The sequence below is a fragment of the Streptomyces malaysiensis subsp. samsunensis genome (assembly GCF_024519315.1).
In the GTDB taxonomy this organism is placed as follows: domain Bacteria; phylum Actinomycetota; class Actinomycetes; order Streptomycetales; family Streptomycetaceae; genus Streptomyces; species Streptomyces malaysiensis.
Genome location: NZ_JANIIC010000015.1, coordinates 1 through 13,056, shown reverse-complemented (window position 1 = coordinate 13,056; position 13,056 = coordinate 1). Strand labels below are relative to the sequence as shown.

Below are 13,056 nucleotides of genomic sequence, written 5' to 3'. Positions count from 1 at the left end.
TTTCGACGCCATTCGCCGCCGATCAACACCGATCAACGCCGATCGACAAAGAAGCCCCGCGCCGATCCGACCCGGAACGGGCGGTACCAACCGCCTTGTTACGACTGGGGTATGGGCATCGCGGGGTCCGCGCCCGCTCCGGTCGCCCCCTTCGCCCCGGACACACCGGCGGCGGCCGTCGGCTCCGCCGCGCCCTCGGCCCGAGCCGGCGCCTCCCGCACCGGGCGCGCCGCGATCGCCCGCCACCACGGCTCCAGCGGCAGCCCGCGCGCCGGCTCGAACGGCTGGCCCGGACGCGGAACGGCCACACTGGCCCCGGTCGCCTCCGCCGCCGTCACCGTGCCGTCGGCGGGCTCCTCCCACGGATGCGGGGCGAGGTTGAAGGTGCCCCAGTGGATCGGCAACATGATCCCCTTCGCCGGGTCCCCGCCCTGGAGATCGAGGTGGGCGCGCATGCCCTCCTCGGGCGTCATATGAATGTCCGGCCAGTAGTCGGAGTACGCACCGATCTGGATCATGGTCGCGTCGAACGGCCCGTGCGCCGCGCCGATCTCCGCGAAACCGGGGAAGTAGCCGGTGTCCCCGCTGTGGTAGATCCGGTGCCCGGAGCCGGTCACCACCCAGGAGGCCCACAGGGTGTGCTGGGTGTTGCGCAGCCCGCGACCGCAGAAGTGGCGGGCTGGGGTGGCGGTGAGCGTGAGCCCTGCGACCTCGGTGGACTCGTTCCAGTCCAGCTCGGTCATCCGGTCGGCCGGGACGCCCCAGCGCTCCAGATGGGCGCCGACCCCGAGCGGGACGACGAACATCGCATGGCTGCGCACCAGCCCCCGGATCGTGGGCATGTCCAGGTGGTCGTAGTGGTCATGGGATATGACCACCGCGTCCACCGGCGCCAGCTCGCGCAGCGGCACCGGCACCGGGTGCAGCCGCTTGGGCCCCACCATCGAGAAGGGCGAACAGCGCTGTCCCCAGACGGGGTCGAACAGCACCCGCCGCCCGTCGATCTCCGCGAGCACACTGGAGTGCCCCATCCAGGTCAGCCGCAGCCCGGAGGCGGGCGGGGTGGCCAGATCGGCGACGGTGGTGGGGTGCACCGGCACGGTCCCGGCCGGGGCCCTGCGGACTCGCTCCTCCTTGCGGAAGTAGGTGGACGCGAACTTCAGCATCGAGCCGGAGGGAACGGTGCGGGCGCCCACCGGGTTGACGAACACACCGTTCGCGAAGTTCGGCGACCGTCGGATGCGCTCCATCCGCTCCCCACCGGGATCCGCCCCGAAGGCGGCGGGGCGCAGGGCGGCGGTGAGCCGGGAACGTGTCGGATGGGAGCCGGTCACGAATCCTCCAGGGTGAGAGGGCGGGGCGGCCCGACGCACGGTGCCGTCGGGCTGCAATGACACAACTCTTACGAGGGGTGACCTTGTTCCGGATCGCGGCGCCCGGCCGAGGGGGCGGAAGAGGCCGAGGAGGCCGAGGAGGCGGAGGAGAAGGACAACACCAGGTGGTCCTCCAGCGGGCGGTAGCCGAGGCGCTGGTAGAGGGCGTTGCTGGTGGGGTTGGCGACATCGGTGAAGAGCAGGATCTCCTTCACCCCGGCGTCCCTCGCGGCCCGGCTCACGGCGGCCGTGGCGGCGCCCGCGTAGCCACGGCCGCGCAGCTCGGGCGGGGTGTAGACCAGGGCGACCCGGGCCATGCCCGCGACCGTACGGGTGATCCCGGCGCAGGCCACCGGCCGGCCGTCCAGCTCCCACAGGGTGATCCCGCCGTGGCCCAGCTTGTCGTCCACCTGGGCGGCGGCATCGCCCCTCAGCGCGCCGGCCTCGCGGGCGAACCCCTCGCACCAGGTGATCAGCAGATCGCGGTCGGCGGTGGTGGCGGTCCGCGGCCGCCCCGGCGGGGCGGGGTCGGGCGGGGTGAGGCCATCGAGCCGGTAGAGCCGGTGGGCCTGCTCGACACCGCTCACCGCACCGGTGAGCGCCTGCCAGGCGGTGGCGAAGGTCTCGGCGGTCTCGCGCCCGGCGTTCACCCCGGTGATCTGCCGCTCACCGTCCCGGGCGAGGGTGCGGGCGAGCTCCCGGGCCGCCTCGCCGGACAGCTCGGAGAGCAGCGGGGGGTAGGGCGGGGTGCACAGGAACGCGCCCTCCACCGGGCCCGCCCCGGTCCACCAGCCGTAGACCGGCGGCTGGTCGCCATATCTGCCGCTGCCCGCAGCCACCAGGGAGGAGACGACTGTGAGCAGAGTGGTGTGCCGGGCCGGGCGGGCGCGCAGAAAGCCGCCCGCCGCGGCCCGGAACTCCTCGAGGTCGTACGTCACCGTCCACGCCATGTACTCAAGGCTGGCGTGCGGCGGCGGAGCGGCGCACCTCAATTTCCTCGCTTCCGACCGGATGGCCGCTCACCGCATGGCAGCCGACCGGATGGCCTCAACGGCCGATCGGTCCAGATCGGTCCAGGTCAGTCCAGGTCGGTCCCGATCAGCTGCCGATGAGCAGCCGGTCAGCAGCTCAGGTTGGAACCGGGGGTGGTGCCGAGTATCTGGACGAACCGCTGGTAGGCGTCGATCCGGCTCTGCACCTGGCCGGGGTTGCCGCCGTTGCACTCCAGGCTGCCGTTGATGCTGCGGATGGTCTCGCCGAAGCCCCGCTCGTTGACCATCGCGTCGTGCGGGGTCATCGAACCGGCCCCGGTCTGGGTGTTCCAGAACCACAGCGCGGTCTTCCAGGACACCGCGGCGTCCTGCTCCACCAGCCAGGGGTTGCCGAGCAGATCGATGCCGAGGGCGTCGCCCGCGGCCTTGTAGTTGAAGTTCCAGCTGAGCTGGATCGGCCCACGGCCGTAGTACGCGGCCTGGCCCGCGGGGCAGCCGTAGGGCTGGCTCGAGTCGCAGTAGTGCGGGTAGTTGGAGGTGTCCTGCTCCACGACGTGGACCAGGCCGCCGGTCTCATGGTTGACGTTGGCCAGGAAGGCCGCCGCCTCCTGCTTCTTGACGGTGTCGCTGCCGGTGTTGGCGAAGCCGGGGTACGCGCTCAGGGCGTCGGTCAGGCCCTGGTAGGTGTAGAAGGAGTTCCGGTTCGGGAACATCTGGTTGAACTGCGCCTCGCTCACCACGAAGGCGGCCGCCTGCTGATCCACGGAGGCACAGGACTCCTCCGCCACCCCGTTCGGGTGGGCGCACACCGCCTGGGCGGTCGTCCCCGCCGCCGAGGCCGAGGCCATGGGCATGACAAGCACACTCGCGCACACCGCCGCGGTCGCCGCGAGCGGTGCCAGAACACGTCGGTTCCACATGAGGCCGATCTCCTTCGTGTGGGGGGGCTCGGAACTCTGAGGGACACTCAAGCGGTTTGGTCTATACCAGTCAAGGTATAGACCAAACCTTTGTGCCCGGATGAGTAATTGAGCGGAACCGGAACCGCCACCGGATCGGGAATCAGGTCTCGCGCTCGGGGTGGTAGGCATCGGCGTCCACCCCGAAGGTCCAGGCGACGCCCTCGCGGGCGGTCCGGACGCGGGGCGGCACACGCAGCCAGTACGTGCGGTGCGTACCGTCCGGCTCCGGCGTGGAGTTGACCACCTCGACCATCGCCACGGGCTCGTCCCCGTCCAGCGCGATACGCCACAGGACGCCGGTCTCGTCGCGGTGCACCGGCTGCGCTCCGGACTCCTCGAGATAGCGCTCATAGCCGTAGTGCTCCAGCATCACCCGGCGCAGCTCCGCGTTCTCCTCCGTGCGGATGCGGTCCGGGGTCAACTCCCCCAGCCGCCCGAGGAACTCCGCGGGCACCGGCATGCCCCGCCACGCGTACAGCGCGAAGCCGTCGGGGAAGGCGAGCGCGGGGCCGTCGCCGCGGTCGAGCCGGCCCGCCTCGTCGCGGTGCAGCTCCACCGGGCGCTCCGCGACGATCACGGCCTTCTCGTACGGCCACCACCAGCCGGCGGCGCGGGCGACCGCGGCGACACCGGCCAGCGGATCGGACTCCGCCTCGTCCGCGACGGCCGCCGGCCAGGGCGCGTCATGCTGCCCCAGCACCGCGTCCAGCAGGGCGAGCCGGACGGCCGTCCCCTGGTCCGAGTCCGGATCCGCAGCCCGCCCATCTGGACCATGCCCGCAGGCTGCGCGCCGACCTCCCCGGCCAGGTGTACCTGTGGGTGAACGCGGCCGAGGGCCACACCTACACGGACACCGAGGCGGCGGAGTGGACCACGCTGGATCCGCTTTTCGGCTACAGCCGCCATCCGCACCGAAGCGCCGGTCTGCCATGCAGAACCGGCGCCTCGGTGGTCTCGGTGGACGGCGACGGCACGGTGCGCCGCTGTCATTTCGTCCCTACCGAGCTGGGCAATCTCTACGACGGGTCGTACCGCGCGGCGCTACGGCCCCGTCCCTGTCCGCTGGCCGTCTGCGACTGCCATATCGGCTATGTGCACCTGGAGTCGCTTCCGCTGTACGACGTGTTCGCGGGCGGTGTGCTGGAGCGCGTCCCGGCGCCGCCCCCGCCGGGCGCTTCGTGGTCGGTCGGTCACACTGTTTCCCCCTCGATCCCCGTGTGGTCACGATGAGCGTCACAGAGCCGGACGTCATAGAAACAGAAAATCCGCATCCCCGGCCTTGGCCCCCTGGATGAAGCGTTTCATCTCCAGATGGGTGTAGATCAGGGCCGGTCCGTCCGGATCGGTCGACTGGCGCAGCGCCACCCGCCCGTCCGTCAGTCTCATCGCCTCGACGCAGCTTCCCCCATTGCCGCCGCTCCATGGCTTGTGCCAGCCCTCGCTGCCGAGTTCCCTGGCCGGCATGCCGCTGTAGACGCGGCGGTTCCCGCATATGCGATCCATCGTTCAGATCTCCTTGCGAATGCGACTCAGAATGGCCTGAGTCGTCTGTGCAGGCGCGGCTTGCGCGCACATCCGGTCCAGGGCCTCCAGGAACGCCGATACATCATCGCGCTGGTCGAAGTAGGAGCCGCTGACGAGCGTCTCCGTATACGCGATATCGGGCAGCTCCGGGATCGGGAACCGGAAGATATGGAAGGGACCGTACATCGCCGGGTGCGGGCCGGCGTCGAACGGCATGATCTGCAACCGGATATGAGGGGCCTCGGCCTCCTCGATCAGCCGGGTGATCTGGGCACGCATGGTCTCGGCGCCGCCGATGGGGCGGCGCACCACGGTTTCGTCCATGACCACCCACAGCATCGGCGGGTTGTCCCGGGTGAGCAGGGCCTGGCGTTCCAAACGGAGGGCGACATTGCGCTCGATCTCCGTCTCGGGCGCATGCGGCATGCCCGCGCGGAGCACCGCGCGGGCGTAGTCCTCGGTCTGGAGCAGCCCGGGAATGTAGTGCGGCTCGTAGGCCCGGATCAGATTGGCCTCGACCTCGAGGCTGACGAAGGTGTTGAACCACTCCGGCAGGACGTCACGGAACCGGTGCCACCAGCCGGCCTTGTTGGCCTCGCGCGCGAGGGAGAGGAACCCTTCGACCTCTTCGGGGTCGGCGACGCCGTACGTCCGCAGCAGCTTCTCGACGTACGGGAGCTTCAGGCCGACCTCGGCCTTCTCCATCCGGCGGATCGTGGCATGGGTGACATCCAGTGCGCGCCCGGCCTGTTCGAACGACAGCCCGGCCTTCTCCCGAAGGTCCTGGAGCCGTTTTCCGAGCACGACTCGCAGGACGGTCGGGGCTCCGCCCGCCCGCGCATCCGCCACTACCGTCCCCCTCCAAGTACCTTCACGACACAGCAGTCTGGCATGGGCTCAGCATTCCGAACAGCCTGCGCTTGCGATTCTGTAATTTACAGATTGAACCTTGCCATACGCGAGCGTGACAGAGCATAGTGTCGGCGTGGCTCCTTCCTATGAGGCTCTCCGGTTAGGGCGCGGCGGCATCGTGGTCGCTCCGCCCCGCCACGACGTGTTTCGTCTTCCGGCGCTGAGCACGTCCGTCGGCGAGGCGAGAAGGCATGTCGTCCGGCGGCTGCGCTCATGGGGCATCGACCAGGACACCCTGGACAGCGCCGAGTTGATCGTCTCCGAGCTGTTCACCAACGCGGTGCGCCACACCTCCAGCGAGGAGGTTCGCTGCTCGCTCCAGCTCATAGGCACCCGGCTGCGGCTCGAGGTGGCCGACCAGGGGTGCGCGCGCACGGTGCCGGAGGCCCGCTCGGTGAGCGCGGACCAGGAGGGCGGCCGTGGGCTGATGCTGGTGGAGGCCCTCTCCGAGGCATGGGGGGTCAGGCCGAACCAGGGGGGCGCCGGCCGCGCGGTCTGGGCGTATCTGGCGGTCTCGGTCTAGCGGCCCGGCGACGACGCGACGTACGAGCGGTGCCGAGGGAATAGGGGCAGCGACAGCGCACCAGGTGGTCGACCGCGGGGCGCCAACGGGGGTCTGCCCCTATTCCTCCGGGACCGCTTCGGGTCACGGAACGTTCAGTGCCGCAGCGGCAGCAGATTGGGCCGCTTGGGCTCCACATGGTCACCCGACGACTCTCCGCGCAGTCGTCGGCCGATCCAGGGCACCAGATATTCACGCGCCCAGTGGATGTTGTCCCGGCGCACCTCGGCCGCGGTGCGCTGGCCCTCCGGGGGCCAGGGCTGATCGGGGTCGGCGGGGACGTCGAGCCCCAGCACCTGACCGGCCCTCAGCGCGACCCGGGTGTGACCGTCCGGCGACAGATGCAGCCGGTCGGCGTCCCAGGCCCGGCGGTCCTGCACCGAGCGCAGCGACCACAGGTCGAGCACCGGGCAGCCATGGCGGTCGGCGATCGCCCGCACATGCGCCGTATACGTGGCGATCTTGCCCCGTAGATGGCGCAGCACCGGCACCCCTCTGGTGTCGAAGCCCGTGCACAGCAGCACCGTGCCCACCCGCGCCCGGAGGTCGGCGACGGCCGTCTCATAGCGGTCGGCGACATCGTCGGGGTCGCTGCCGGGCCGCAGGATGTCATTGCCGCCCGCACAGAAGGTGACCAGATCCGGGCCGAGTTCAATGGCGCGCCGCACCTGCTCCGCCACGATCTGGTCAAGGAGTCGACCGCGTACGGCCAGATTGGCGTAGCGGAAATCGTCTTGGGGTCGTTGGTCGGACAGCAGGACCGCGAGCCGGTCGGCCCAGCCGACGAACACCCCATCAGGACCGGGGTCGCCGACGCCCTCGGTGAAGCTGTCGCCGACGGCTGCGTACGACCCGATGGAACCGTTGCTGAATCTCTCCTTATCGTCTGCCACGTCGGGACATCATTCACCCGATGGCGTGACTTACGCCACCGTAACCAGGGCTTGACGTGGGGTGATCTATCCCACCTGGTCAGTTTCGGCAAAGGCGGAATAGGCAGAACACGGCGGCGCCGAGGTCGCCGGAGGTCCACAGCCGGTCGGTCGGGCCAGCATGCCCGGATCGATCCGGCCACCACCGCCGAGCAGGGCTCGAAGGCCACCCGATGCCCGCGTTCCCGCGGGGCCGATTGCCTGTTGCACCCATGTCGTAGGGTCAGCTTCAGCCACCTGTCGACGAGCCGCGTCGGCGGCCGATCGTGAAGGAGAGCCCGTGCCGCAGCAGTCACAGTCGCCGCAGGTCCCCCAGGCCGAAACACCCCTGGTGGGGGTACGCAACTTCCGTGATCTCGGTGGACTGCCGGCTGCCGACGGCCGCCGCGTACGCCCGGGTGTGCTGTTCCGCAGCGGCCATCTCGCCCATGCCACGGAGGCGGACACGGCCTTCCTCGACGCGCTCGGACTGCACACCGTCTTCGACTTCCGCAACGCCGCCGACATCAAGCTGGAGGGCCCGGACGTCACGCTCCGCGGGGTCCGGAACGTCAATCTGCCGCTGTCCGACCCGGCCGACGGCGCCGGGTTCTGGACGATGGTGCGCGAGGGCGATCTGAAGACCCTGCGCGAGCTGCTCTCCGAGGGCCGGGCCGAGAAGCGCATGATCGGCTCCTATCGCTCCATCATCACCACCCGGCTGGTCGAGCACGGCCGGATCCTCAGCGATATGGCGGAGGACAGCTCACCGGTGCTGATGCACTGTTCGGCCGGCAAGGACCGGGCCGGGCTGTCCATCGCGGTGACCCTACTGGCCCTCGGAGTCGACCAGGAGACCATCGAGGCCGACTACCTCGAATCGGCCGCCGCCCACCGCCGCTACAAGATCTGGCGCAAGGGCGATCCTTCGGACAGCTCCGACCCCATGTCCCCCGAGGTCATGGCGCTGCTGCTGCCGCTCTTCGACGCCCGCGCGGAATATCTGGCGGCGGCCTTCGCGACCATCGAGGAGACCTGGGGCGGCACCGAGCGCTATCTCGCCGAGGGGCTCGGCCTCGACCCCGAGCGGCGCGAGCGGCTGCGGGAGCGGCTGCTCACCGGCTGACGGCGCGCCCGTGAGCCCGTAGGGCCCTGGGGCCCTACGGCTCACCACATGGTGGCGGGCCCGGCCTCGGGCTCGGTGACCCACCCCGCCGTCAGCACCAGACCGCTGGCGCGGTGCACGGCAAGGAAGCCGAACGGCCGCTCGTACCGCACACTGATCAGCTTCGCCGTGCGCCGCGGCGGCGCCGAGCCGGGGGCCAGGGAGAACGCGGTCACCGCCGCCGCCCAGAAGCCCTCCGCGCTGAACGAGGCGGTGATGGACTGCTCTCCGGAGGACAGCGCCAGCGCGGCGGGGCTGATCCCCGGGAAGTGGCCGCGCGAGGCGTCCCGGGCGGTGCGCAGCCCGAACAGCCCGGCTCTGCGCAGCAGATCGTGCCGCGCTTTCACGGTGAACCGCGGAGTGGTGAGCGCCATCCGGGGCGTGGGGTCCCGGCTCGGGACCTCCATGACCCGGACCCCGGGCCCCGCCTCACCGGGCGGCAGCGCCGAGCCGGGCCGCCCCTCGCACCGCCCGGCCACCGCGCCGATCCCGGCCTCCAGCACCTCGCCGCCGGGAACGCCCTCGGCGCCGAGGACCAGATGCACATCCAGCCCGTTGCCGCCCGCGACCCCGGAGAGGGTGAGCGGGCCGGCCGGGGTGTCGGGGACGACCCGCAGCGCCCCGTCGAGGTCCTCCGTGAACCGGGTGAGCCCGGCCAGCGACCGGTCCCGCCACGGTCCGCCCCTCGGCACCAGCGGGCCCGGCCGGAACGGCTGTACCCAGTCGGTCCGCACCGTGAGCGCTCCGGCCAGCACCAGCAGGGTGGCGGGGGTGAGCGGCACCGGCATCTCGGTGATCGCGCCCCGGGTGCGCCGGGACGCCCAGGCGTCCAGCTCCTTGCGGTCGCGCTCACCGTCCCCGGTCAGCGTGGCGCGTACGCCCGGCGGCAGCGCGGCCTCCCACCCGGGCCGGATCGGCAGGTCCCGACGGGTCCACAGCCCGGTGGCCGCGTCGACGCCGGCCATGCCGTCCAGCGCCCCGAGCACCTCGCCGCCGAGTGCCGTCGCCGCGTCCGCGCCGACGCCCAGCGCGCCCTCCAGCTCCTGGCGGACGGGGCCACCGGCACCGCCCGCGAGCAGGGCCAGCAGCGGCCAGACCCCGGCGGCGGCGAGGACCGTGCCCTCGTCCGTCACGGCCGCCCGCGCCCACCTCGCCGTCATCGCGTTGACGGCCCGCACGGCGGTCGCGTCGATCATGCCGGTCCCCCGTCGGTCAGCGGCCCGCCACCGCCTGTTTGACGAGAGTGCGGCCGAACTCCCACATCAGGCCGCCGCCCTCGTGCGCGTCGTCCATGACCGCTGTGAACGCCTCGACGAAACGGTCCACTTCCCGCTCGCCGATGATCAGCGGCGGAATCAGCTTAATGACCTCCAGATGGTCGCCGGAGACCTGGGTGAGGATGCGATGGCGGCGCAGCAGCGGTACGACGACCATCTGCGCGAACAGCCCCTTGCGCGCGGTCTGGAGCATCGCCCACCGGCTGCGCAGCCCCAGTGAGCTGGGTCGGCCGAACTCGATGCCGATCATCAGCCCCCGGCCGCGGACGTCGTGCAGCAGCTCGTAGCGGTCCACGAGCGCGGCGAGGCGGTCGCGCAGCAGCTCACCGGTGCGGCGGGCGTTGGCCACCACCTCCTCGTCCTCCATGACGGCGAGGACCGCGAGCCCGGCCGCCATGGCCTGGGCATTGGAGCCGAAGCTGGCCGAGTGGACCAGCACCCGGTCCATCGAGGAGTAGACCCGTCTGAAGATCCAGTCCTTGCCGAGGGTCGCGCCGACCGGCACATAGCCCCCGGAGAGTGCCTTGGCCACGCACACCAGATCCGGTTCGACACCGTCCTCGTGCTGGTAGGCGAAGAAGTCCCCGGTGCGGCCGAGGCCGGTCTGCACCTCGTCCACGATGAGCAGGGCCTTGTGGCGGTGGAGCAGCTCCTGCGCGGCGCGCAGGAAGCCGGGCGGGGTCTCGTGCACCCCCTTGCCCTGGATGGGCTCCACCACGAACCCCGCCACGTCCCCACGCGCCAGCTCCCGCTCCAGCGCGTCGAGGTCGCCCATCTCGATCGCGGTGTCGGGCAGCAGCGGGGCGAACCCCTTGCGGAAGCCGTCCTCGCCGTTGACCGACAGCGAGCCGGTGGTCAGCCCGTGGAAGGCGTGGGCGCAGTACAGGACGCGCGGCTTGCCGGTCACGAAGCGGGCGAACTTCAGGGCCGTCTCGACGGCCTCGGTGCCGCTGTTGCCGAAGAAGACCCGGTCCAGATGGGGGGCGTGGGCCAGCAGCCGCTCGGCCAGCAGACCGGGCAGCGGCTGGCAGTCGAAACGGGTCAGATCGGCCAGGTCGGCGTCCAGGACGTCGTGCAGCGCCTTGCGGACCACGGGGTGGTGGCGGCCCAGGCCCATCACCCCGAAGCCGGCGAGCATATCGAGGTAGTCCTGGCCCTCGTCGTCCCAGAAGTACGCGCCCTCGGCCCGTTCGTAGACCTTGTCGAAGCCGATGGTGTGCAGCATCCGGGGCAACTGGTGGTTGAGGTGCCGGGTGTGCAGGTCGTACCGCTCCGACGCCCGCTCGGCCAGGAGCTTGCCCAGGTCGAAGCCCGAACGCCGCTGCTGCTCGGCTGCTGTCATGCCTGGCTCTCCTTGGCGGCTGCGGTACGGCCCCCGGCGGCGGTACGGGCCCCGGCAGGGGCGCCCGCCCGCTCCGGGGGGACCGCGTCGATACGGGTCAGGGCCGCCCCGATCCGGCCCGCGATCTCGGCGGGGGTGAGCCCGATGTCGGCGAGCACCTCACCGCGCTTGGCATGGGCCAGGAACGTCTCGGGGATGCCGAACGTCCGCACCGGCAGGTCGGCCTCGGCGTCACACAGGGTCTGGGCGACCGCCGCGCCCACCCCGCCGGTGCGCACATTGTCCTCGACGACCGCCACCAGCCGGTGGCGCGCCGCGAGTCCGGGCAGCTCGGGGTCGACGGGCTTGACCCAGCGCGGATCGACCACCGTACAGCCGATGCCGCGTCCGGCCAGCAGCTCGGCGGCGCGCAGCGCGACGTCGGCCATCACCCCGGCCGCGACGAGGAGGACGTCCTCGCCCCGGCGCAGCACATCCATCCCGCCGACGCGGTCGATCGCCGGAATCGGCTCCCCCACCAACTCCTTGGGGAAGCGGATGACGGTCGGCGCGTCGGCCACGTCGATCGCCTCCCGCAGCTGGGCGCGGAGCTGGTCGGCGTCGCGCGGGGCGGCGATCCGCAGCCCCGGCACCACCTGGAGGACGGACATGTCCCACATGCCGTTGTGGCTGGGCCCGTCGGTGCCGGTGACACCGGCCCGGTCCAGCACGAAGGTCACCCCGCATCTGTGCAGGGCGACATCCATGAGCAGCTGGTCGAAGGCGCGGTTGAGGAAGGTGGCGTAGACGGCGAGGACCGGGTGGAGTCCGCCGGTGGCGAGCCCGGCCGCCGAGACCGCCGCGTGCTGTTCGGCGATGCCCACGTCCCACACCCGCTCGGGGTACGCCTCGGCGAAGTCGGCGAGGCCCACGGGGTGCAGCATGGCGGCGGTGAGGGCGACCACATCGGGCCGCTCGGCGCCGATCCGCACCAACTCCTCGCCGAACGCCGAGGTCCACGAGCGGCCGCCGGAGGGGGTCAGCGGCGCGCAGGTGAGCGGGTCCATCGCGGCGACGGTGTGGAAACGATCCGCCTCGTCCTCCAGCGCGGGCCGGTAGCCCCGGCCCTTCTCGGTGAGGCAGTGGACGAGGACCGGGCCGTGGAACCGCTTGGCGCGGCGCAGCGCCGACTCGACCGCCTCGGTGTCATGGCCGTCGATGGGGCCGACGTACTTCAGCCCGAGGTCCTCGAACATGCCCTGCGGCGCGAAGGCGTCCTTGAACCCCTTCTTGGCGCCGTGCAGCGATCCGTACAGCGGCTGGCCGACCACGGGGGTGCGCTGGAGCACCTCCTTGCCCCAGGCCAGGAAGCGCTCATAGCCGTCGGTGGTGCGGAGGGTGGCGAGGTGGTTGGCGAGTCCGCCGATGGTCGGCGAGTAGGAGCGCTCGTTGTCGTTGACGACGATGACGAGGGGGCGGTCCCGGGCGGCGGCGATGTTGTTGAGCGCCTCCCAGGCCATCCCGCCGGTCAGCGCCCCGTCCCCGATGACGGCGACCACATGGTCCGTGCCACCGCGCACCTCGTTGGCCTTGGCGAGGCCGTCGGCCCAGCCCAGCACGGTGGAGGCGTGGCTGTTCTCGATGATGTCGTGCTCGGATTCGGCCCGTGACGGATAGCCGGACAGCCCGCCCTTGTGGCGGAGCTTGAAGAAGTCCTGACGGCCGGTGAGCAGCTTGTGGACGTAGGACTGGTGCCCGGTGTCCCACAGGATGCGATCGGCGGGCGAGTCGAAGACGCGGTGCAGGGCTATGGACAGCTCGACGACACCGAGGTTCGGTCCCAGATGGCCCCCGGTCCTGGCCACCGCTTTGATCAGGAACTCCCTGATCTCCTGGGCGAGCGCCTCCAGTTCCTCACCGGTGAGCGCCTTGAGGTCGTGCGGGCCCCGGATGTTCTCCAGAAACGGCATGGTCGGTTCCCCTCCTCGGTGTATCAGCCCACGGTGACGTCCGGGGTGCCCGACGGGACCCCCTCGTCCTCCATACGCCGCGCGATG

The 13,056-nt window shown here is 71.3% G+C and carries 11 protein-coding genes and 2 pseudogenes; 3 read left to right on the top strand and 10 right to left on the bottom strand.

What is annotated here, in order from left to right; all coding sequences use genetic code 11:
• Positions 1 to 98 precede the first annotated feature (98 nt).
• The 4 genes and pseudogenes from NQU54_RS15060 to NQU54_RS15045 all read right to left on the bottom strand — a co-directional run.
• The gene (locus NQU54_RS15060) at positions 99 to 1,334 is read right to left on the bottom strand and encodes an MBL fold metallo-hydrolase (protein ID WP_257631499.1); all 1,236 of its coding nucleotides are present in this window, start codon (positions 1,332 to 1,334) and stop codon (positions 99 to 101) included.
• Positions 1,335 to 1,402: 68 nt separating this feature from the next.
• Complete coding sequence (locus tag NQU54_RS15055) at positions 1,403 to 2,323, bottom strand: GNAT family N-acetyltransferase (RefSeq protein ID WP_257631498.1); 921 nt, start codon at positions 2,321 to 2,323, stop codon at positions 1,403 to 1,405.
• 170 nt (positions 2,324 to 2,493) lie between these two features.
• On the bottom strand, positions 2,494 to 3,285 hold the full coding sequence (locus tag NQU54_RS15050; RefSeq protein ID WP_167504832.1) for a chitinase: 792 nt from the start codon (positions 3,283 to 3,285) through the stop codon (positions 2,494 to 2,496).
• A gap of 142 nt (positions 3,286 to 3,427) precedes the next feature.
• Positions 3,428 to 4,054 (bottom strand): annotated as a pseudogene (locus tag NQU54_RS15045) (DUF6745 domain-containing protein); the annotation flags it as partial.
• A 35-nt stretch (positions 4,055 to 4,089) separates the two neighbouring features.
• On the opposite strand from NQU54_RS15045, the pseudogene NQU54_RS15040 reads away from it, so the two are divergent.
• Positions 4,090 to 4,557, top strand: a pseudogene (locus NQU54_RS15040) (STM4011 family radical SAM protein); the annotation flags it as partial.
• A gap of 18 nt (positions 4,558 to 4,575) precedes the next feature.
• Here the strand turns inward: NQU54_RS15040 and NQU54_RS15035 are convergent.
• Positions 4,576 to 4,830 (bottom strand): DUF397 domain-containing protein, encoded by a 255-nt coding sequence (locus tag NQU54_RS15035; protein ID WP_069869657.1) that lies wholly within the window; start codon positions 4,828 to 4,830, stop codon positions 4,576 to 4,578.
• Between the two features lie 3 nt (positions 4,831 to 4,833).
• Complete coding sequence (locus tag NQU54_RS15030) at positions 4,834 to 5,700, bottom strand: Sco1979 family transcriptional regulator (RefSeq protein WP_257631497.1); 867 nt, start codon at positions 5,698 to 5,700, stop codon at positions 4,834 to 4,836.
• Between the two features lie 136 nt (positions 5,701 to 5,836).
• Here NQU54_RS15030 and NQU54_RS15025 point away from each other — a divergent pair, with 136 nt between their 5' ends.
• Positions 5,837 to 6,286, top strand: a complete 450-nt coding sequence (locus NQU54_RS15025; RefSeq protein WP_231981214.1) for an ATP-binding protein — start codon at positions 5,837 to 5,839, stop codon at positions 6,284 to 6,286.
• A gap of 134 nt (positions 6,287 to 6,420) precedes the next feature.
• Here the strand turns inward: NQU54_RS15025 and NQU54_RS15020 are convergent, their stop codons facing one another.
• Positions 6,421 to 7,218, bottom strand: a complete 798-nt coding sequence (locus tag NQU54_RS15020; RefSeq protein WP_257631496.1) for an SGNH/GDSL hydrolase family protein — start codon at positions 7,216 to 7,218, stop codon at positions 6,421 to 6,423.
• A gap of 319 nt (positions 7,219 to 7,537) precedes the next feature.
• On the opposite strand from NQU54_RS15020, the gene NQU54_RS15015 reads away from it, so the two are divergent.
• Entirely contained in the window at positions 7,538 to 8,362 is an 825-nt protein-coding gene (locus tag NQU54_RS15015) for a tyrosine-protein phosphatase (protein ID WP_257631495.1), read from the top strand.
• A gap of 41 nt (positions 8,363 to 8,403) precedes the next feature.
• Here NQU54_RS15015 and NQU54_RS15010 read toward each other — a convergent pair whose 3' ends face one another.
• The 3 genes from NQU54_RS15010 to dxs are packed head-to-tail and all read right to left on the bottom strand — an operon-like array spanning position 8,404 to position 12,969.
• On the bottom strand, positions 8,404 to 9,597 hold the full coding sequence (locus NQU54_RS15010; RefSeq protein WP_257631494.1) for a serpin family protein: 1,194 nt from the start codon (positions 9,595 to 9,597) through the stop codon (positions 8,404 to 8,406).
• A 16-nt stretch (positions 9,598 to 9,613) separates the two neighbouring features.
• Entirely contained in the window at positions 9,614 to 11,020 is a 1,407-nt protein-coding gene (locus NQU54_RS15005) for an aspartate aminotransferase family protein (protein ID WP_257631493.1), read from the bottom strand.
• Positions 11,017 to 12,969 (bottom strand): 1-deoxy-D-xylulose-5-phosphate synthase, encoded by a 1,953-nt coding sequence (gene dxs, locus NQU54_RS15000; RefSeq protein ID WP_257631492.1) that lies wholly within the window; start codon positions 12,967 to 12,969, stop codon positions 11,017 to 11,019. Before dxs ends, NQU54_RS15005 begins: the two co-directional genes overlap by 4 nt.
• Between the last annotated feature and the right edge of the window lie 87 nt (positions 12,970 to 13,056).